The 21493-nt window shown below is 42.9% G+C and carries 23 protein-coding genes and 1 other annotated feature; all 23 genes read left to right on the forward strand.

Going from position 1 to position 21493, the window contains the following annotated elements:
* The first annotated feature begins 33 nt into the window (after positions 1-33).
* Positions 34-1113 carry a hypothetical protein gene (locus L1765_RS01685; RefSeq protein ID WP_236403744.1) on the forward strand — a complete coding sequence of 360 codons (1080 nt, stop codon included), beginning with the start codon at positions 34-36 and terminating at the stop codon, positions 1111-1113.
* A gap of 150 nt (positions 1114-1263) precedes the next feature.
* A complete protein-coding gene (locus tag L1765_RS01690) occupies positions 1264-1851 on the forward strand; it encodes a Maf family protein (protein ID WP_236403745.1) in 588 nt (195 codons plus the stop codon).
* Positions 1852-1935: 84 nt separating this feature from the next.
* A complete protein-coding gene (radC, locus tag L1765_RS01695; protein ID WP_236404014.1) occupies positions 1936-2607 on the forward strand; it encodes a RadC family protein in 672 nt (223 codons plus the stop codon).
* 72 nt (positions 2608-2679) lie between these two features.
* Complete coding sequence (locus L1765_RS01700) at positions 2680-3717, forward strand: rod shape-determining protein (protein WP_236404016.1); 1038 nt, start codon at positions 2680-2682, stop codon at positions 3715-3717.
* A 308-nt stretch (positions 3718-4025) separates the two neighbouring features.
* Positions 4026-4874, forward strand: coding sequence for a rod shape-determining protein MreC (gene mreC, locus L1765_RS01705; protein ID WP_236403746.1), 849 nt, complete (start codon positions 4026-4028; stop codon positions 4872-4874).
* Positions 4871-5398, forward strand: a complete 528-nt coding sequence (mreD, locus tag L1765_RS01710; protein WP_236403747.1) for a rod shape-determining protein MreD — start codon at positions 4871-4873, stop codon at positions 5396-5398. Before mreC ends, mreD begins: the two co-directional genes overlap by 4 nt.
* Positions 5399-5410: 12 nt before the next feature.
* On the forward strand, positions 5411-7390 hold the full coding sequence (locus L1765_RS01715) for a peptidoglycan D,D-transpeptidase FtsI family protein (protein WP_236403750.1): 1980 nt from the start codon (positions 5411-5413) through the stop codon (positions 7388-7390).
* A gap of 488 nt (positions 7391-7878) precedes the next feature.
* Positions 7879-8562 (forward strand): septum site-determining protein MinC, encoded by a 684-nt coding sequence (gene minC / locus L1765_RS01720; protein ID WP_236403751.1) that lies wholly within the window; start codon positions 7879-7881, stop codon positions 8560-8562.
* Between the two features lie 21 nt (positions 8563-8583).
* Positions 8584-9378, forward strand: a complete 795-nt coding sequence (gene minD / locus L1765_RS01725; RefSeq protein ID WP_236403755.1) for a septum site-determining protein MinD — start codon at positions 8584-8586, stop codon at positions 9376-9378.
* Between the two features lie 105 nt (positions 9379-9483).
* The gene (gene rodA / locus L1765_RS01730; protein WP_236403757.1) at positions 9484-10620 is read left to right on the forward strand and encodes a rod shape-determining protein RodA; all 1137 of its coding nucleotides are present in this window, start codon (positions 9484-9486) and stop codon (positions 10618-10620) included.
* A gap of 74 nt (positions 10621-10694) precedes the next feature.
* Positions 10695-11477 (forward strand): M23 family metallopeptidase, encoded by a 783-nt coding sequence (locus L1765_RS01735; RefSeq protein ID WP_236403759.1) that lies wholly within the window; start codon positions 10695-10697, stop codon positions 11475-11477.
* 19 nt (positions 11478-11496) lie between these two features.
* The gene (locus L1765_RS01740) at positions 11497-12306 is read left to right on the forward strand and encodes a M50 family metallopeptidase (protein ID WP_236403761.1); all 810 of its coding nucleotides are present in this window, start codon (positions 11497-11499) and stop codon (positions 12304-12306) included.
* A 308-nt stretch (positions 12307-12614) separates the two neighbouring features.
* The gene (locus L1765_RS01745) at positions 12615-13877 is read left to right on the forward strand and encodes an Rne/Rng family ribonuclease (RefSeq protein WP_236403763.1); all 1263 of its coding nucleotides are present in this window, start codon (positions 12615-12617) and stop codon (positions 13875-13877) included.
* A 53-nt stretch (positions 13878-13930) separates the two neighbouring features.
* Positions 13931-14008: a sequence feature (ribosomal protein L21 leader region), on the forward strand.
* A gap of 10 nt (positions 14009-14018) precedes the next feature.
* On the forward strand, positions 14019-14330 hold the full coding sequence (rplU, locus tag L1765_RS01750; RefSeq protein WP_236403765.1) for a 50S ribosomal protein L21: 312 nt from the start codon (positions 14019-14021) through the stop codon (positions 14328-14330).
* On the forward strand, positions 14330-14665 hold the full coding sequence (locus tag L1765_RS01755) for a ribosomal-processing cysteine protease Prp (protein WP_236403774.1): 336 nt from the start codon (positions 14330-14332) through the stop codon (positions 14663-14665). Before rplU ends, L1765_RS01755 begins: the two co-directional genes overlap by 1 nt.
* Before the next feature lie 14 nt (positions 14666-14679).
* On the forward strand, positions 14680-14970 hold the full coding sequence (gene rpmA / locus L1765_RS01760) for a 50S ribosomal protein L27 (protein WP_236403777.1): 291 nt from the start codon (positions 14680-14682) through the stop codon (positions 14968-14970).
* Positions 14971-15093: 123 nt separating this feature from the next.
* On the forward strand, positions 15094-15843 hold the full coding sequence (locus tag L1765_RS01765; RefSeq protein ID WP_236403780.1) for a Spo0B domain-containing protein: 750 nt from the start codon (positions 15094-15096) through the stop codon (positions 15841-15843).
* 50 nt (positions 15844-15893) lie between these two features.
* Positions 15894-17183, forward strand: coding sequence for a GTPase ObgE (gene obgE, locus L1765_RS01770; protein ID WP_236403788.1), 1290 nt, complete (start codon positions 15894-15896; stop codon positions 17181-17183).
* Positions 17184-17359: 176 nt separating this feature from the next.
* Complete coding sequence (locus L1765_RS16160) at positions 17360-17440, forward strand: putative holin-like toxin (protein WP_407942175.1); 81 nt, start codon at positions 17360-17362, stop codon at positions 17438-17440.
* Positions 17441-17697: 257 nt separating this feature from the next.
* A complete protein-coding gene (locus L1765_RS01775) occupies positions 17698-18144 on the forward strand; it encodes an ACT domain-containing protein (RefSeq protein WP_236403792.1) in 447 nt (148 codons plus the stop codon).
* Between the two features lie 27 nt (positions 18145-18171).
* A complete protein-coding gene (locus L1765_RS01780; RefSeq protein ID WP_236403795.1) occupies positions 18172-19479 on the forward strand; it encodes a homoserine dehydrogenase in 1308 nt (435 codons plus the stop codon).
* Between the two features lie 2 nt (positions 19480-19481).
* On the forward strand, positions 19482-20555 hold the full coding sequence (gene thrC, locus L1765_RS01785; protein ID WP_236403796.1) for a threonine synthase: 1074 nt from the start codon (positions 19482-19484) through the stop codon (positions 20553-20555).
* Entirely contained in the window at positions 20539-21471 is a 933-nt protein-coding gene (gene thrB / locus L1765_RS01790) for a homoserine kinase (protein ID WP_236403797.1), read from the forward strand. The genes thrC and thrB overlap by 17 nt, the downstream gene beginning before the upstream one ends.
* Positions 21472-21493: the final 22 nt, after the last annotated feature.

Genomic DNA, 21493 nt, shown 5'->3' on the forward strand with positions numbered 1-21493 from the left:
TAAAGGGAATTGTCCAAAGGAGAGATGATAGACGTGAACAGTCCTCGAAAAAAGGAATTTCACACAAATATTGCCAATTGGAATAAGCCCTCTTCTCCATTTTATTCGGGGGATGTGAGAAAAGCGGGGAAATTATGGGGGAGTAGAAATAAATGGAAAACGTTTAAGAAAAAAAACAAGAAAAATAAGAGGAAGATATCCTGGAAACAGTCAACCGGGGAATTAATGGGTTCTCCCTTTATGCAGTTGGTCTTCTCTATCCTTGGAGCGGTTGTGGTTGGTTTGGTATTGGGTTTTATGATCCTGTCCATGTTTTCCATTGGCGGAGAAAAGGCGAACTTGTCTTCGAAAGGAAAAATGGGCAATGTTTCTCCGACGGAAGGCAGTGACGTTTCTAATGCGGTACCTTTAGATGATGTTGTGATTAATCCTGCAGATACCGACGGAGAAAAAAGCAATTTGGCCGACAATCCCAAGGGGAATGACATCATCATTCCTGCCAGAACCTATTATGTCATTCAGGGAGGCGTATTTTCGGACCAGAGCGGAGCCCAAATGGTATTGGATACCCACCGCGGGAAGGGTTGGGCAGGTATCGTTGTTCCGGGAAAGGACCAAAACACCTATGCGTTTTATATGGGGGTCACCCAAAACAGGGATGATGCCATTGCTTTGGGTCAGTTTTACAAAGAAAAACAGGTGGAGATTTATGTAAAGGACATAACCTTTCCTGCTCAGATCACCCCTGTTTTCTCTCAGAATTCAGACCAAAATAGTTTCGCTTCCTTCATGGAAAAAGGAGATACTCTCTTTCAACAGATTTCCTCGATCAGTGCCAATGGGGTTGCCGGCGGCGGAATGACGAGCCAATGGGCATCCATCCAGGAAAACCACCGTCTATACCTTGAAGAAGGGAAAAAGATATACAATGTACTATCCGGCGAAAGCCAGTTGATTTTTTCTCAAATGATGAATGATGTTACCAAAGGGGTTACCGCCCTTCAAAGATATCAATCCCAGCCTTCTCCATCCTATTTATGGCAAGCACAGGATGGTTTGCTAAATTATATACTTCATTATCAGCGATGGTTAAAAACTTTACCAAATCAGTAAACAGCCTTACCTGCAAAAAATGTTAAAGATGACATCTTGTCCTTCCTGATCTCATTTGCTACACTTAGGATAGTATTGAAAAAAATGGTATGAAAAACCTGGCAAGTACATTCTAATAATATTGACTAAAGGATATTAAGGTGACTACAAATGACTGAACCATTACGAAAAATTATATTGGCATCTTCATCCCCGCGGAGAAAGGAACTTCTTGGAAATTTGGGCCTTCAGTTTGAGGTGGAAGCCAGTGATGCAGATGAAACCATTTCCGATTTCCTTTCCCCATCAGAGAATGTGATGGAACTGGCCCTCCGTAAGGCAAAGGCCGTCAGTCAATGGAAGAGGGAGGGTATTATTATTGGAGCTGATACCATTGTGGTGTTGGAAAATGAGATACTGGGTAAACCCAGGGATCAAGAGGATGCCTTTTCCATGTTAACTCGGCTCCAGGGAAGAATACATGTGGTGTATAGCGGAGTTGCTTTAATAGACATGGATAATCAAAAGGAAGTGAAAGGCTTTCAATCCACGAAGGTTCATATGGTTCCTCTTGGTTCTGAAGAGATCAAAAGGTATGTTGCCACTGGGGAACCGATGGATAAAGCCGGTTCTTATGCCATTCAGGGAATGGGTGCCACTCTGATTGACTGGATTGAGGGATGCTATTTTAATGTTGTGGGCTTGCCCCTCGCCTTCCTTCGGGAAGAGCTTAAGAAACTGGGAATCCGCATCTTGTAATGGGCATCACGGAAATATTGGGAAGGAATGGGTAAGTCCTCTAAGGAGGAGAAACAATTGAACAACGGATTGTATCAAGGTTGGATGATCCGCGATGTACCGGTTGAGGAGAGGCCAAGGGAAAGATTGATGGAAAAAGGCCCCGAAGCTTTATCCAATGCTGAGCTAATTGCTATCTTGCTTAGGACGGGTTCCAATAATCAGTCTGCCATTTCCTTGGCACAGCAAATCCTTGAAGAAAGGGAAGGGTTAAGAGGTCTGGCTGAGATGTCCTTTCACGACTTAACGCAATGGAAAGGGGTTGGCCCTGCTAAGGCGGTTCAAGTGGTGGCGGGAATTGAATTGGGAAAACGTTTGGCCAAAGCTTTGCCGGAGTCTCGTTATACCATCCGTTCACCCCACGATGCAGCACAATATATGATGGATGAACTTCGCTTTGCCCAACAGGAACATTTTGTCGTTTTGTTTTTAAATACGAAAAATCAGGTGATAGGGAAAAAAATTGTTTTTATCGGCAGTTTAAATGCTTCTATCGTTCATCCGCGGGAAGTATTTCGTGAAGCCATACGAAGAAGCAGCGCCTCCCTCATTTGTTTACATAATCATCCGAGTGGGGATCCCACTCCCAGTCGCGAAGATATTCAAGTGACCAAACGGTTAAAGGAAGCCGGGGAAATTATGGGGATCGAGTTATTGGATCATATCGTCATAGGGGATGGCAATTTTATTAGTTTGAAAGAAAAAGGATATATCTAGGATTCATTTTTTTCGGTATAATAAAAGGAGTGTAAATCAGGCTTGTCCTTTATGGAAGGGAGATACAACAAGATGTTTGGCAGCTTTACGAGAGATTTGGGAATTGATTTGGGAACAGCAAATACGTTGGTTTACGTGAAAGGAAAAGGTATTGTGGTCAGGGAACCTTCTGTGGTTGCCATTCGCACAGACACCAATAACATTGAAGCCGTAGGAAATGCGGCAAAAAATATGATTGGAAGAACTCCTGGCAACATAGTGGCTGTCAGGCCAATGAAGGATGGGGTCATTGCTGATTTTGATACAACGGCAACGATGATGAAATATTTTATCAGACAGGCCCAGAAAAATAAGGGGATTTTTACCAGACGCCCCCATGTTATGGTTTGTGTTCCCTCTGGTATTACTGCTGTGGAAAAAAGAGCGGTGGAAGATGCCACGAAGCAGGCGGGAGCAAGGGAAGCTTATACCATTGAAGAACCCTTTGCAGCAGCTATCGGTGCTGATTTGCCAGTTTGGGAACCTACGGGAAGCATGGTTGTGGATATTGGCGGGGGAACAACAGAAGTGGCGATCATTTCCCTCGGGGGAATTGTAACCAGCCGATCCATTCGGGTGGCAGGAGACGAAATGGATGAAGCGATCATTCAGTACATTAAGAAGATGTATAATTTAATGATTGGGGAACGAACTGCGGAGACCTTAAAAATGGAAATTGGTTCTGCTATTGCTCCTGAGAAAAAGGAGACCATGGATGTCCGCGGACGGGATCTGGTGACTGGTCTGCCTAAAACACTAACCATCAGTTCCAATGAAATTGCTGAAGCGTTAAAGGATACGGTAAACAGTATCATTGATGCCGTAAAAATCACCTTGGAGAAAAGTCCGCCTGAATTGGCGGCTGATATTATGGATAGGGGAATTGTATTAACAGGGGGAGGAGCCCTGCTTCGAAATTTGGACAAGTTGCTCAGTCGCGAGACAGGAATGCCGGTATTGGTTGCTGAAAGTGCATTGGATTGTGTAGCCATAGGAACCGGTCGCGCACTAGAGAATATTCACCTTTTTAAATCAAAGGGAGGCGTCAGCTCCCCCCGTGGAAAAAGATAAACTTACTTTGTGGGAATCAGACGGAACTAAAGAATTCACTAAGGACAGCCTTCGAGTTCGTACTTAAGCATTAAATCTAACGAACGGGAATTCGCCCTCAAACTGACTGCACCTTTGAAATACCCAGATGTTTTTGAGGGCGCCGTTCATTAGACTTAATGCGGATCTTGATTACTTCCTGCACGAACTCGACTAGCGGACGTGTGAATCTTTGATATGAAAATACATGTTCATATCAATTTGTGACCCTTCGGGTCATGGAGGTTTAGTTCCGCATATAAAAGGGTGTTTTGCCGATGAATTTTTTTATGAACAAAAGGTTAGTCATTCTTCTCTTTAGTTTGATCACCCTCGTTATTTTTGTCGGGATCACCTTGGGACTGAGAGAGAAGACGACTTTACCTGAAAAAATGTTGTTGGATACAACATCTATTTTTCAAAGGATATTTTACAAACCCGCTAGCAGCATAGCGGGTTTATTTCAGAATGTAAAAGATATGTATTCCATTTATGAAGAAAATAAGGTTCTGAAGTCTAACCTGGAAAAGTTTGCCCAAGTGTCAGCTGAACTCAACCGATTAAAAGATGAGAATCAGCGTCTTAGGGAAATGCTGGACGCCAAGGAATCGATGTCAGATTATAAATTGCTCGTTGCGGAAGTGATTGCTAGAAGTCCTGATCGTTGGAACAATGTCATTATCATTGATAAAGGATCTAAAAACGGCATTAAAAAAGATATGGCTGTCTTATCTCCCAAAGGATTAATTGGCAGTGTGCAAAGAGTAGCCAATTTTTCCTCTTCTGTTCAGCTGTTAACGGATGTTGAGAGGGGAAGCCAAATTTCTGTAGTGGTTCAGGGGGATCAGTCAGTATTCGGCATTATTGAGGGATATATTTTTGAAGAAGGCCTGCTGGTCATGAGGAAGGTCCCCATTGAATCGCCTCTTAAGCCGGGACAGATGGTGGTCACCTCGGGATTGGGGGGAGTTTTTCCGCCAGGTCTCCTTGTTGGTGAAGTGACTCAGGTCGTCACCGGGGATTACGGATTAACCCAAATGGCCTACGTAAAGCCTGCGGCTGATTTTTATCGCTTAAATGAAGTTTTTGTGGTGGAAAGATCCTTTGTCGTTCCCTCTGATCAGGGGGTCCAACCATGAATCAGATTATTTTTTCCTTGATTTTGCTTGTTCTTTTTATCGTTGAAGGAACGACTTTTCAAGTCTTTTATGCCGATTTAACAGATCTTACCTATGTGATGATTCCCCGGTATGCTTTAACCTTTATTTTATATGCTTCCTTTTATATTGGAAGAATAAGGGGAATGTGGTATGGAATTGCCATAGGTTTTCTTCAGGATATCATTTATGGTGATATTGTAGGAATCTATACCTTTACCATGGGGGTAGTGGCTTATTTTTCCGGTCTTACCTTTAAAATTTTTCACCCAAATGTTCTTCTCATCATCCTTTCCTTGGGAGCCTCTCTTTTCTTTCATGAAGGAATAGCCTATGGGTTATTCTATTTATTTTCACTCACAGACGTAGGATGGAGATGGCAGTTGAGCAATGTGTGGATCCCAACCGTTCTGTTAAATATGGGATTTGGGATATTGGTCCATTATGTGACCCAAAGGTGGATGGTTACATTGGATGGACTAGAAGAAGAGGAGAAGTCATCATAGGGGGCTATAGTAATGGGCAAAAAGACGGAACAGGTAAATTCTCATATACCTCGCCGATTAAACATCATATACATCATAGTCTTTTTTCTCTTTACGATTCTTGTTTTAAGACTTGCTTTTATTCAATTGGTACAGGGAGAAGAGTATTTAAGAACATCGGAAGAAAACAGTACCAAAGTGATCCCCATCCCAGCTCCCCGGGGCTGGATTTTAGATAAAAATGGAGAAGTCCTGGTCAATAATAAGCCTGTATATACGGTTACCTTTCGTGAAGATGAACGAATGAACATAAACAGGAATGAAGTTGCCCAACAGCTTGCTCTCTATTTGGAAGATAAAGACGTTGAAGAGATGATCGCGGAAAACGATAGAGAGGGGATCATTCGTGAATTAAAAAGGTATGGTATGACTGAGGAAGATATTTCTTTAGACATGACCATTGAAGAACTGGGTAATTTGTTGGAAACAAAAAAAATACTTTACGCTATGGTTTCTGGTTATCGCTATATGCCCCATTCTATCAAGGCAGATCTCAGCTGGAGAGAGGTTTCATTAATATCTGAACACAGGGATGAACTTCCCGGTGTGAATGTGGTTGTTGAACCCATGAGGCAGTACAAAAGAGGTGCATTTGCTACCCACCTTCTTGGATATACCAAGCCCATTGATGTTTACAGCAAAGATTATTATGAAGCAAGGGGCTACCGTGTAGACGAGAAGGTGGGGGTTTCCGGCCTTGAAAAATCATATGAAACCCAGCTTCGTGGAAAAGAAGGAAAAATGGAAGCTAAAATCAACAGCCAGGCCAAAATTATTGAAACCAAAGTGATAGAAGCTCCACAGCGTGGCAATGATTTGGTTCTTACGATTGATGCCAATTTCCAGGAGAAAGTAGAGGAGATATTGGCCGATACGGTACAGGAGGTAAAGACAAGAGAAAGAAATCCCCTCCCCGAGGTGGAAGAGGCCATTGCAGTGGCAATGGACCCAAAGACAGGAGCCATTTTGGCGATGGCCAACTTTCCGGACTATGATCTAAACATACAGAACAGCCCTGATTTTGGAAAGCTGTACAATCAGTATGTAAAAGGAAAAGAAAGCAATAAGGCTATACGAGGGGGATTTCCAGCCGCATCTACCGTAAAGCCCTTATCGGTGATGTTGGGACTGCAGGAAAATCTCATTGATGAAAATACAGAGATTTTTGACCCCGGCTGGTATCAGGTAGGGGATATGAAGAAGAAAAACTGGAAGCTCTCTGGTCATGGCAGGGTGAATCCAAGAAAGGCCCTTCAGGTATCAAATAATACGTATATGTACTTTATTGCCATGGAACTGGCCAACTGGCCTGCTTCCCGTTCTGAATATAGGCAGAAATTTAGCGTAATAGATTATTACTTTAGCCAATTTGGTTTAGGAGTAAAGACTGGAATTGATTTGGAAGAGGAATTAACTGGATGGCGTTCCACTACAAAAAATTTGGGGAATTTGGCCGATGCCTTAATTGGGCAGTACAATGCCTATACTCCCATGCAGTTGACTCAATATGTAAGTACCATCGCCAATGGCGGGTACCGGATGAGACCTTATTTGGTTGATGAAATCCGTAGAGCGACTACGCTGCCGGGAGAAAAGGGAGAAGTGTTGTTTAAGAGGGAACCGGAAGTGTTAAACAGAGTGGATATTGACAGCAAATATATAAAATTGGCTCAAGAGGGAATGCGGATGGTTACCCAGCCTGGTGGAACCGCTTATTATACCTTTCTAGGGTTTCCCGTTTCTGTTGCCGCAAAAACCGGGACGGCTCAGACTGGGGTTCCAGGGATGAACAACTCGGTTATCATCGCTTATGCTCCGTTTGAGGACCCTGAAATTGCCCTTGCCGTTGTTGTTCCCAACGGAGGAGGAGGTTCAGATGCCAGCGGTTTAATTGCCAGAAGGATTCTGGAAGCCTATTTCGGCATCAATCAACCATCCGTAAATAATCCATAGCAGTGCTGATCCTTTCTGTCTTCGCTCTGCTTGAATTCCTGCTGAGGAGCATTTCTGTCCGGGAAGGCTTTCTGGTTCGGCGCATCGGGAACATCTGGGCAACTCAATGTGGTGAGACTACCCGATGCTTTTTCCTCACCAGAAATCCTTACCTGGGCAGGAATTCAAAATCGCTCAGACAGAAAGGATAAGTCCCTTCAGTAGAGTAACTCAAGGGTGAAAGTTGTATCCTTGTGACGCAGACTGGCCCTTCTAACCTAATGGAAATCGTTTTGAGAGGAAAAAACTCCGCGACTGTCTCCCTCTTTGAATGATCCAAGATGTTTTGCGGGGTCCGATCAAAACGATTGAAGTGGACAGAGGAATGCTTCGATGTTGAAGGGAGTCAAGGCAAGGAGCAAAGATACACTTCTAGACTTATTTCAAACATCTAGCAGGAAAATGGTGATTCCTGCCGAATTCATCTTATGGTGGGGTGATCTTTGGACATGATGATAACCAAGCATAAAGTGATGATTAAGGGAACCAAAGATGGCCTGATTTTTATGTTTGATGATAGATGTTCCTTTGAAGATCTGATAGAAGAACTGGCGACCAAAATGGAAAGCAGTTATCAGCAGATTTTAACGGGACCCCTTATTCATGTCACGATTAAATTGGGAAATCGATATATTACGGAAGAACAAGAAGAAGAGATTCGAAGAATCATAGGAATTCAAAAAAATTTAGTCGTTAAACAAGTTGATTCCAATGTGATTAGCAAAGAGGAAGCTTTATTGGAAAAATTAGCATCCCAGATGAAAATTGTCACCCGTACGGTACGATCCGGGCAAGTTCTTCAGCATGAGGGGGATATTTTATTGCTGGCCGATGTAAATCCGGGTGGATGTATCATTAGTACGGGGAATGTTTTTGTGATGGGAAAATTAATGGGTATGGCCCATGCCGGGTACCCCAAAAATATCCATGCGGTTATTGGAGCCTCATATCTGCAGCCTACTCAATTAAGGATTGGACATGTGATCGGAAATCCACTGGAGAACTTGAATGAGCCTGCCATTGAGATGGGGTTTGCGTATATTCAGGATGGGAAATTAACCTTCGAAAAAATTAGGCATCTTCACAAAATAAAACCTGAGCTATATGTACCATTATTTCCTTTATCCAACTGATATAGAGGAGGGGAGTTAAGATTGGGAGAGGCGATCGTTGTAACCTCCGGTAAAGGAGGAGTTGGCAAAACAACCACATCAGCTAATATAGGAACAGCACTAGCCTTATCTGAAAAAAAAGTATGCCTGATCGATACGGATATTGGTTTAAGAAATTTGGATGTTGTGATGGGACTGGAGAACCGCATTATTTTTGATTTGGTTGATGTGGTGGAGGGAACTTGTGAGATAAAACAAGCATTGGTGAAGGATAAACGTTTTGATGCACTATATCTTCTTCCTGCCGCTCAGACAAAGGATAAAAGTGCGGTCAACCCCGAACAGATGGAGAAACTGGTTAATCAATTAAAGATTGATTTTGATTATATTATTATCGATTGTCCTGCGGGAATTGAGCAGGGTTTCAAAAATGCCGTGGCAGGAGCAGATCAGGCCATCGTTGTTACGACACCAGAAAATTCTGCTGTAAGGGATGCAGACCGGATCATTGGTTTATTGGAAAAGGAAGAGATTGCACCACCGAAGCTAGTCATTAACCGGATAAAACCCCACATGGTAAAACGAGGGGAAATGCTGGATGTAGATGAGATTGTTCAGGTCCTAGGAATCGACTTGCTGGGAATTGTTCCTGATGACGAACAGGTGATTAAATCAACCAACTCCGGAGAACCGACGGTACTAAATCCCCAAAGCAGAGCAGCATTGGCCTATCGCAATATTGGACGGAGAATACTGGGGGATGCAGTTCCCCTAATGGTTCTCGATGATCAAAAGGGAATGTTTTCTAAAATGAAAAAATGGTTGGGATTATCTTAAGGGGCCAATGTAGAGGCCCCTTTTTACCAATCTCCAAGCAATCGTGATTATTGTTTGAATTAAGTTATACTAATAGCAGGTAGGTAGTTAGGGTAGGTGGCACACATGGGGATCGAAAAAAGATGGATTCGTGAATTTGACTGGATGATTATTCTTGTGATATTGGGTTTGTTTGCTTTTAGTTATATTGGCATTTCTGGGGCAAATCCGCAGTATAATCAGCAAAATAAGCAGGTGATTTGGTATTTACTCGGTTTTGCCGTGTTGTTTGTGATCCTCTTGTTTGATTATCATTTCATAGGTACCTATTCCTATATTTTTTACGGGATAGGGGTCATTCTTCTAATTGCCATTTTGATTAAGGGAACCATTACAAATGGAGCTCAAAGTTGGTTCGATTTTGGATATTTTAAGGTACAGCCATCGGAATTCATGAAGATTTTCATCATCTTGACCTTAGCTCGATATTTCTCCCAAAAGGAAGAAAAGGAAGAAAAAATAGAATCCTTTTATCAGCTGATTCCTGCGTTTTTGTTGTTGGGAGTCCCTCTCGGATTAATTTTGCTCCAACCTGATTTGGGGACGGCTTTGGTGTTTGTGGGAATATTTTTGAGTATTCTAATCGCTGTAGGAATTCCTCTGCGCCATTTTATTTATATGGGACTAATTATCGCTTCAGGTATCGCTGTCCTTGCTTATTTCTACAATTTTAAGCCTGAACTCTTTTTTTCTTTCATTCAGGAATACCAGTGGAACCGTCTGGTTTCCTTTATCAATCCTGATGGAGCAAATGCGCTGACCACCGGTTATCAATTAAAACAATCCCTTATTGCCATTGGTTCTGGTCAATTAACAGGCAAGGGGCTGTTTGCTGGAACACAGGCGAAATATAATTGGGTGCCCGAAGGGGAGACTGATTTTATTTTTACGGTAATTGCCGAGGAATTAGGATTTATAGGGGCCAGCTTACTCCTTCTCCTCTTTTTCTTGTTAATCTATCGGATGGTCCGGATTTCCATTGAGGCAAAGGATTCCTTTGGCAGCTATGTGATTGTCGGCGTTATTGGCATGCTGGTATTTCAGATTTATGAAAATATAGGAATGACCATCCGCCTAATGCCGATTACCGGAATTCCCCTTCCTTTTATCAGTTATGGGGGAAGTTCTCTGATAACCAATTTTGTAGCCGTTGGTTTAGTTCTAAGTATTGGGATGAGAAGAAAAAAGCTGATGTTCTCATAATTTATTCCTTATCATATTCCCGCCGGACAAGTCATATAGTGAAGGTAAAGACCAATACGGTGGGGTGTTGATGAATGGATGATTTTCGATCTTTTCGGGAACGAGAAGAAAGATATAAGGTGTTAAAGGAGAAGATCAGACAAAGGAAACTTGACAGAATGACGAGTGAATGGGAGCAGCCCACGTATAGTTCATACTTTCCATCAACGGTGCGTCAGCGTCATTCTTTCAGAAAAGAACACAGAACTACCCAAAAAGAAGTTTTGGCCATTCGTCTTTTTATTTCCATTATTTTGCTTGGAGCCACGTTTCTCCTTTTTCGGATGGAAGGGCCTTTCTTTAAGACTTCACAGGATGCTGTCCGGGAAGTGATGGAAAGGGAGTTTAATTTTAAAGGTGTAGTAAAATGGTATGAACAGAAAATCGGTACCATCCCTACATTTTTCCCCAATTTATCTAATCGTGTCATGCTGGAGGAAGACCGAGATGTTCCAGTTTCATATGCTGCGCCTGTTCTAAATGGTGCAGTCATCTCACCTTTTGTAAAAGACGGGAAGGGAGTTCTGGTTGGAACAGATAAGGGAGAAATGGTCACCTCCATTGACGAAGGTTGGATTACCTATATTGGTCCGAAGGATTCTCTAGGACAAGTTGTCATTGTTCAACATCGTAAGGGAATAGAATCTTGGTATGGTTATTTGGGAGAATTATACGTCCAGGTGAATGATTGGGTGAAAAAAGGGGCGGTATTGGGAAAAGTTCGTCCTGATGGAAAAGGGGAGAATGGCTATTTTTATTTTTCCATGAAGAAAAATGGCCAATTTGTAGATCCCATGGAAGTGATTCCATTTGAGTAGGCCTTGGAGACTAGGCTCCATGAAAGTTACGGTTCATCCCCTTTTTTGGGTGGTGATTGGTTTTGCTTTGCTTTTCGGAAGATTTCTGGAGATTATTTCTTTATTTACCATTGTTGTGATCCATGAGTTAGGACATGTATATACAGCAAAGGCCTTTGGGTGGCGGGTGACAGAGATATCCCTTCTTCCTTTTGGAGGGGTTGCCAAAGTAGACGAGTTGGGAAACACCTTGATTCGTGAAGAATGTATGGTTGCTTTGGCAGGTCCCTTTATCAATGGGTTGATGATGGCACTTTCCGTCCTGATGTATAGATTGGGATGGTGGAACAGAGAATGGGCGGATTTTTTCTTTATAGGAAACGCTTACATCGCTCTTTTTAACCTATTGCCCATTTGGCCATTGGATGGAAGCAAAGTGCTGAAAGCCCTCATCAGCTATGCATGTCCCTACAGAAAAGTGATTCGCTTAATCATTTGGGTCAGTAGTTTCGGCATCCTTTTTTTGCTTTGGACATCAGTATCCCAACCAGACAAACATTTGAATGTGCTGTTTATTAATTTTTTCCTCGCATACTCTACATTTATTTTCTACAGGCACAGGGAATATCATTTTTTTCGTTTTTTAATTGCCAAATATGATGCAATTCAATTGGCAAAGGAAAGCTGGCCCGTTAAATTCATATATATAAAAGGCAATGAACCGGTTAAGGATTTGTTAAAAAGACTATTTAGGGAAAAGTATCACCTGTTTTCCCAAATGGATGAAAAGAAGAAGAATAAAGAATTTATTGGGGAAGAAGTCCTTTTAAATGCCTATTTTAATCGATAGCAGATTCTTGGAGGCAATTAGCTATCGGCCACTTAATGACTATCCCGTAATCGTCTATATGGATGGGACTAAAGAATTTACTAAGGACAGCCTTCGAGTTCGTACTAAGCGAAGGGGCTAAAGAACGGAAATAGCCGTCAAACTGACTACATCGTTGAAATACTCAGATGTTTTTGATGGTTCCGTTTTTATCCCCGAAGCGGACATTAACCACATCTGGGCCGAACTCGACAAGCGGACGTGTAAACTTTAGTTCCGGATCTATAGTCGAGTTATGATACAATGAATGAGGAAGGGCGGGTGTTACTGTGAAAAAAATCATTGCAAATTGTGCTAACCAGGAAATCAAGGTGGCTCTGATAGAGGACCAACGGCTGGTTGAGTTGTTTTTGGAAAGGCCTAATGACCGCCGTCTGGTTGGAAACATCTATAAAGGCAAAGTGGCCAATGTTCTTCCTGGAATGCAAGCCGCTTTTATTGACCTAGGAATTGGGAAAAACGCCTTTCTATATATAGATGATTTACTGCCGCCCCGATTATTGGATCCTGAATCCCGGGAAAAAAAGGTGAAGGGAAACATTCAGGAATATCTTCGTATGGGTGAAGAACTCCTTGTTCAAGTTTGCAAGGAACCTTTAGGCAATAAGGGTCCGCGGGTAACTACCCATCTTACCCTTCCCGGAAGATTTCTTGTCTATCTTCCGACAGGGAATTATGTGGCTATTTCCAGAAGAATTGAAAATGAGGAAGAGCGTGAACGGCTGAAGTCCATCACTGAGCAATACAGAAACAAAGAAGATGGGTTTATTGTTCGAACAGCGGCGGAGGGGGCTTCAGAAAAGGAATTGGCCCAGGACGTTCTTTTTTTGCGAAGAGTTTGGCAAAACACCTTGGAAGCAAGCAAGCAAGTGGAATCACCTGGATTAATTTATCGCGATTTGGATTTGTTGTCCCGGGTGATTCGGGATTTAATGGATGATGATGTGGAAGAATTGGTGGTGAATTCTAAGGAGGCATACCATAAACTGGCTTCTTTATTAATAGATGATCCCAACCTTCAAACAAGGATTCGTTTACATGAGGCAAATGGTGATATCTTTGCTTATTACGGAGTATTGCAGGAGATGGAAAAAGCTTTAAAAAGAAAAGTTTGGTTAAAAAGCGGCGGATATGTGGTCTTTGATCAAACAGAAGCTCTGATTGCCGTTGATGTTAATACTGGAAAATTTACTGGAAAACATAGTTTGGAAGAGACCGTTTTTCGAACAAATATGGAGGCCGCAAGGGAAATCCCCAGACAGCTCCGCTTAAGGGGAATTGGCGGAATCATTATTATTGATTTTATCGACATGGATAAGCCGGAATATAAGGCCGCCGTATTGGATGCCCTTCAAGAAGAGGTTCACAAGGACCGGACCAAATCGCAAATATTAGGCATTACTCAGCTTGGTCTTGTTGAAATGACCCGCAAAAAGGTTCGGCAAAGCCTTGAGGATATGCTGATGTCCCCCTGTCCGACATGTGAAGGAAGGGGGAAGATTTCCATTGGAGAAGACCCCAATTCACATTGACACTTTCTTTAAATTTATGGTATCCTATTGTTTGTTGTAAGCATCTGCCTCGCAGTGTGCTGTAACCGCTCAAGAAAGGTTATAAGCAGGATATTTTTTCCTCACCCTCATTGGCGAGTCTGAGTATAGGAGGTGTATAGAATGTACGCGATTATCGAAACAGGTGGAAAACAGTATAAAGTGAAAGAAGGAGATGTTCTCTTTATTGAAAAGCTGGATGTAAAAGAAGGGGACAGTGTTCAATTTGACCGTGTGTTGGCTGTTTCCAAAGACAGTGGATTGGTGGTAGGAACTCCTCTTGTTTCAGGGGCTACCGTGTCCGCTAAGGTTGAAAAGCAGGGTAAGGCAAAGAAGATTATCGTTTTCAAGTATAAAGCGAAGAAAAATTATCATCGCAAACAAGGCCACCGTCAGCCGTATACAAAAGTAGTAATTGAAAAGATTAATGCCTAATGATTACCGTAAAAGTTGACCGTTTGCCGTCCCTGGAAATTGAATCGGTGACCGTTTCGGGACATGCCCAATTTGCAGATCCCGGGAAGGATATTGTATGTTCTGCTGTTTCCGGCATCACATTAGGGATGATAAACGCGGTAGAAATGTTGTTGGGTATTTCATTGGACGTAAAAGCAGAAAATACAGGATATCTTTACTTTTGTCCTCCGAGGATTGATGATGAGAAAACTTGGGAGAAAATGCAGTGGATTCTTGAAGCCATGGTTGCTGCTCTTGTTTCTGTATCCCGGGATTACGGTTCATATGTGAAGGTGAAAGACCCCAAGTATTAAAGGAGGTGGATCTCATGCTTAAAATGAATCTTCAATTTTTTGCCACTAAAAAAGGAGTAGGTTCCACAAAAAACGGTCGTGACAGCATCGCTAAACGTCTGGGTGTTAAAAGAGGCGACGGACAGCTGGTAAAAGCAGGGAACATCCTTGTTCGTCAGCGCGGTACAAAAATTTATCCAGGTACCAATGTGGGACGCGGCTCTGATGATACCTTATTTGCTACCGCAGAAGGTATTGTTCGCTTTGAGCGTTTGGGGCGTGACCGTAAGAAAGTAAGTGTTTATCCGACAGCAAGTGAAGCTTAATCAAATCATGTGTAAAAAGTGAAAAAAACCTTCAGTTCCTCATGGACTGGAGGTTTTTTGTACGTTATACTAGAAATGTTGAGTGAAATTAGCAAGTCTTGGTAAGATGGGAGCCGATGTGTAGTGAAATGGAAGTGGGCCTTACTAGTTTCCCTGATTTTATCTATGGTTGGATCTGGTCTTTTCATAACTCAGGGAAGGATACTGGATAAGTTCATGCTTATTGCTTTAATTACTGCTGCTCTTGTTATTGGTTATTTGATCGGTATATGGAGAAACCGGTACCATCACGCCGAAAGACACAGTAATTTTGAGAAGGAATGGCTGACCAGCATCAGTCATCAGCGACATGATTGGCTAAATCACTTTCAAGTGATCTATGGATATTTAAAAATGGGTAAGCTGGACAGGATGGAAGAATATATCCAGCGAGTGACGGAAAGGGCTCATCAAGATAGTCGGATTTCACGTTTAGGATATTCACCGCTGGTTGTTTATCTGCTAACATTCAATTCATTGGTTCGGGAAATGGAATTGGAAGTGGAAGTGGATGAGGAGTTGGACTTATCTAAGATTCCTGTAAATGTGGAGTCTTTATATCAAATTGTATATAAATTGGTGGAAACATACCGGGCAAATGTAATCGTTGGAGAAGGAGAGCGGAACAATCTGCTTCTTTCCCTTCAGCTGTTGAATCATGCAGTTTATTTGTCCTTTGACTTCCAAGGCCATCTCAATGAAAAGGCTTGCCGTTTGCAGCTTCAACAATTAGCCAAACAAATTAAGAATGAGGGCGGAATCTTTGTGGAAGGATTACATAATAGGGAAGAGTCTTTGATGGAGGTAAAGATTCCATTAGCCCAGGCATCTTAACTTTTATTAGTGGAACTAGAGTACCAGACTTCCATTCTTGAGGTGAAGCGATGTTTGTTGATACAGCTAAGATATATGTGAAAGGCGGCGACGGAGGGAACGGACAGGTAGCCTTTCGGCGAGAAAAATATGTCCCTTTAGGAGGTCCTGCCGGGGGTGATGGAGGAAAAGGAGGAGACGTGATTTTTCGGGTGGATGAAGGATTGCGTACCCTTGTTGATTTTCGCTATCAGCGCCATTTTAAGGCGAACAGGGGAGAACACGGCAAGAGTAAAGGGCAGCATGGGGCCAATGCGGAAGATCTGATCGTCCGCGTTCCCCCGGGCACCTTGGTTACCGATGCAGAAACAGGAGAAGTTTTGGTTGATTTGGTTCATCATGGTCAGGAAGCCCTAATTGTAAAAGGGGGGAGAGGCGGAAGGGGAAATATGAGATTTGCTACCCCGGCAAACCCTGCCCCCCATATGGCAGAGAAGGGGGAACCAGGTGAGGAGAAGTGGGTCGTCCTAGAATTGAAAGTACTCGCAGATGTTGGCTTGGTTGGTTTTCCCAGTGTGGGAAAATCTACTCTACTTTCTGTGGTATCTGCAGCAAGGCCGAAAATTGGTGCTTATCATTTTACCACATTATCCCCAAATCTTGGGGTATGCACCGTGGATGACAGAAGCTTTGTGATGGCTGATTTGCCTGGATTAATTGAAGGGGCCCATGAAGGAGTAGGGCTGGGACATCAATTTCTTCGACATGTGGAAAGAACGAGGCTCATTCTTCATGTGGTTGATATGTCGGCTTCAGAAGGACGTGATCCTTTTCAAGATTATTTACAAATTAATGAAGAACTGAAGTTGTATAATCAGCAATTGGAGGAAAGACCCCAGATCATTGTCGCCAATAAAATGGATGTGACAGGGGCAGAGGAACAACTGAGGCATTTTAAAGAGAAGTTAGATCAAGATATTCCCATTTATCCTATCTCTGCAGTGACGCAGCGGGGGATAAAGGAACTCCTTTATGCCATAGCCGATAAATTGGATACTTTGCCAGCCTATCCTCTTGTTGAAGAGGAAAAATTAGAGGAACGAAAGATATACCGGGCTGAGAAAGAGGAAGAACCCTTTACGGTCCGAAGGGAAAATGAGGTTTTTGTGGTGGAAGGGGAAAGGTTGAAAAAAATGATTTTGATGACAGACTTCTCACAGGATGAATCTGTTCGCCGCTTTGCCCGGATTATGAGGAAGATGGGTGTGGATCAGGCATTAAGGGAACGGGGAGCAGAAGATGGTTCCATTGTTCGGATTGGCGAAATCGAGTTTGAATTTGTAGAAGGGGATATCGAGTAGCAGAAATTAACAAATATAGATTAATTGGGCAACATTTCCGGGATGTTGCCCAATTTGTATTATTCATTGAATTTGGTCATTTTAGCCACTTTTTGTGCTATACTTAGGGTTGTACAATAGAATTGGCTCCTCAAGGGTGGTTGGCTCATCCCCGAAGATAGAAAGGGGGTGAGAACATGACAGTATTTGAAACAATAACTGTAATGATAGCTTTCGGAATGCTTGTGGCAATACTGTCTCAAAAAAATAGGAAATAGACCGCCCTTGAGTTGACATCTCTGCGGTCTATTTCTACCAAATTATGAGCCAACGCCCTTATGGGCATCTATTTATACCGACCGTGGGTGTTTCAGCACCTGCGGTCTTTTTAATATCTTACACATTTATTATATCAAGTATTCGACGTTTTTCAATCTTATTTCTTTGCGTTTTAAAAAAAAGGATTGCCTGATGAACGGATATGGTTTATAATGTCCCGTATATATAAACAGGTGTATATGTATGGAGGACTGAGATGAAAAAAAAAGAAGATGTTTTTTATCTGATTCGGTCTAATATTCTTCCGGAATCTATTCTAAAAACGGTGGAAGCGAAAAAGCTGTTGGAATCAGGAAAAGCAGATACGGTTTTTGAAGCAGTGGAGAAAGTGGGATTAAGCCGAAGTGCCTATTACAAGTATAAAGATGGGATCTTCCCTTTCAATGCGATGATGAGAGAGAAGATTATAACCATCTCCATGAATTTGGAGCACCGTTCTGGGGTGTTATCCAAAGTGTTAGGCTATATTGCCCAATCCGGCGGAAATATTTTAACCATTCATCAGACGATTCCGTTACAGGGATCGGCCAATGTCGCCATGTCCATTGATACTGCATCAATGGACTTATCCACCACTGACTTTTTGGAAGGATTGGAAACGATTGACGGCGTGTCCAAAGCCATTATCGTGGGCAGAGGATAAAGAAAATCATGCAGAGGGGAGAAGCACATGGATAATCAGGTTGTTAAAATTGGTTTAATGGGCTTGGGGACCGTGGGTGGTGGTGTTGTCCGTATTTTAGAGGCCCATCAGGAGGATTTATATAAACAAACCGGATGCCGCATTGAAATCGTAAAGGTTTTGGTTCAAAACCTTGAAAAACAGCGTTCAGTTACGGTTGACCGTTCCATAATCACGAACAATCCATGGGAGGTTCTTGATGATCCGGAGATTGATGTGATCGTTGAAGTGATGGGAGGCATTGAGCCTACAAGGGAATATATTTTGGAAGCCCTTGAAAGAGGAAAGCATGTGGTTACTGCCAATAAAGACTTAATGGCTCTGCAAGGAGGTGAAATCCTCTCCAAGGCGGAACAAATGGGGTGCGATGTTTTCTATGAAGCCAGTGTTGCCGGCGGCATTCCCATATTAAGAGCGTTAGTTGAAGGTTTTTCTTCCGATCGAATTACAAAAATGATGGGTATCGTGAATGGGACCACCAACTACATCTTGACTAAAATGAGCCAGGAGGGTGCCTCCTATGAAGATGTACTGAAGGAAGCTCAGGAATTGGGATATGCTGAATCTGATCCGACTGCCGATGTGGAAGGACATGATGCCGCAAGGAAAATGGCCATATTAAGCACTTTGGGGTTCCATGTGGCATTAAATTTGGATGAAGTAGACGTGAAAGGGATATCCAAGGTTACCAAAGAAGATATTCTCCTCGGAAAAAAACTTGGCTATGAAGTGAAACTGTTGGGTATCGCCCAGCGGGATGACGATAAGATTGAAGTAAGTGTGCAGCCGACGATGATTCCCAAATCCCATCCATTAGCTTCAGTAAATGGGGTGTTCAATGCGGTTTATGTATACGGGGAAGCCGTAGGTGAGACGATGTTCTACGGTCCCGGTGCCGGTCAATTACCCACAGCAACCGCAGTGGTATCAGATCTAGTAACGGTGGTGAAAAATATGAAATTAGGAGTAAATGGGAGGGGAACTGTGGCTCCATACAAAGAGAAAAAACTAAAATCCGATGACCAAGTGGTCTCTAAATATTTTCTTAGGTTTATTGTCGCCGACAAGCGCGGGGTTTTGGCCCAGATTACCAGCATCCTGGCGGAGAATGATATTAGCCTGGAGCAGGTGCTTCAACAGCCCTATCAAATCAACGGTGAATCAAAGGCGGAAATTATTCTGGTTACCCATTTTGCGTCCAAAGCAAATATGAACAAAGTGATTGAAGTTTTTTCACATTTGGATGTGGTAAAAGAGATCAAAAGTTGTTACAGAGTAGAAGGTGGGGAGGCATAATCATGGCAGGAATCATACAAAGATATCGCTCTTTTCTTCCCGTATCAGATAAAACCCCACCTATTACTTTGCATGAGGGAAATACTCCCCTCATCTATGCGGAAAAACTGTCGAACATGCTGGACATTGAATTGTACGTGAAATACGAAGGCCTCAATCCTACGGGTTCCTTTAAGGACAGAGGGATGGTGATGGCTGTTGCCAAGGCGATGGAGGAAGGAAGCCATACCATCATGTGCGCATCCACCGGGAATACTTCAGCTGCTGCTGCCGCCTATGCGGCCCGGGCCAACCTACGCTGCATTGTGATTATCCCGAATAATAATATTGCCATGGGAAAACTGGCCCAAGCCATGATTTACGGAGCTGAGGTGATTGCCATCGAAGGTAATTTTGATGAGGCTCTTCAAATCGTAAGAGAAATTACCAGGGATGAGCCCATTACACTGGTCAATTCCGTCAATCCCTATCGATTGGAAGGGCAAAAAACAGCAGCCTTTGAAATATGTGATGTGTTGGAAAAGGCTCCTGACATTCTTGCCATTCCAGTTGGAAATGCAGGTAATATTACCGCTTACTGGAAGGGGTTTAAGGAATATCACCAGGCTGGCAAGGTAACCAATCTGCCACAGATGTTTGGATTTGAGGCAGAGGGAGCCGCCGCCCTGGTGAAGGGAGAAGTGATTCCTTATCCGGAAACCATTGCCACTGCCATTCGCATTGGAAATCCCGCCAGTTGGGACGGAGCGATGAATGCCGTAAAGGAATCAAAGGGGAATATTGATATGGTGAGTGATGAGGAGATCTTGGAAGCTTATCGCTTATTGGCATCCACTGAGGGGATTTTTGCTGAACCAGCCTCTTGCGCATCCATCGCCGGAATTATAAAGTTGAGAAAAAGCAACCGAATTCCTTCAGGAACACAAATTGCAGCGGTGCTAACCGGAAATGGGTTAAAGGACCCCAAAATTGCCTTGGAAGCCGTAACCGTTCAACCAGTGGTTGTGGAAAATTCAAGAAAAGCTGTCATGGAGATCATACAAAAAGAAGGTGCAACTCATGGAAGGCAAGGTTAGGGTTAAAGTTCCTGGAAGCACCGCCAATCTGGGCCCTGCTTTTGATACGGTGGGCATGGCTTTTCAGTTGTATACAACCATTGATATGCAATTTTCGCAAAAGACTAGAATTAAATTATTGAATGAGAATTTAGAGGGACTTCCAGAGGATGAGAGTAATTTGGTATTTCAGGTGGCTCAGCAGGTTTTTCAAAAAGCCGGCTTTGGGTATCATCCCCTGGATATGACGATCAAAACCGAAATTCCATTAACCCGAGGTCTTGGAAGCAGTGCTGCAGCTATCATTGGAGGAATGGTCGCTGCCAATGCCCTGATCGGCGAGCCTTTATCAAAGGAAGAGATTTATGTGATGGCTACGGAACTGGAAGGTCATCCGGATAATGTGGGGGCTTCATTATTTGGCGGAATCGTTGTTGCCGTGATGGAGAAAAATATTGTTCCCTTTGTGAAGCTTCTCCCTCCTGAGGATTTAAGTGTTGTTGCAATCATCCCTTCTTTTCACCTACCTACGGAAAAAGCCAGGGGAGTATTACCTCAGCAGTATGAAATCAAGAAGGTGATTCATGCCGTCAGCCATACCGGCCTTTTATTAACTGCTTTGGCTACGGGAAATCTGGATCTTTTGCCGTATGCCATGCAGGATCAGCTCCATCAGCCCTATCGGGCTCCCCTTATTCCCGGAATGAATGAGATTTTACAAACGGCTGTGAATCATGGGGCTTTGGGGGTAGCTTTGAGCGGGGCAGGACCTACTCTGATTGCCTTTACAAAAAAGGGGAAGGAAGATGGGGTCATTCAATTTTTGGAAGATGCTTTCCGAAGGGAACAAATTGAAGCAAAGGGTAGAATTTTGCCCATTGATCACAATGGCGTATCAGTTGAACGATTGTCTGTAAAAAACTCCGCTATCGTCTAGTTTAGTACTGGTTGACAGGGGA

Source organism: Microaerobacter geothermalis, from assembly GCF_021608135.1.
GTDB lineage: Bacteria > Bacillota > Bacilli > DSM-22679 > DSM-22679 > Microaerobacter > Microaerobacter geothermalis.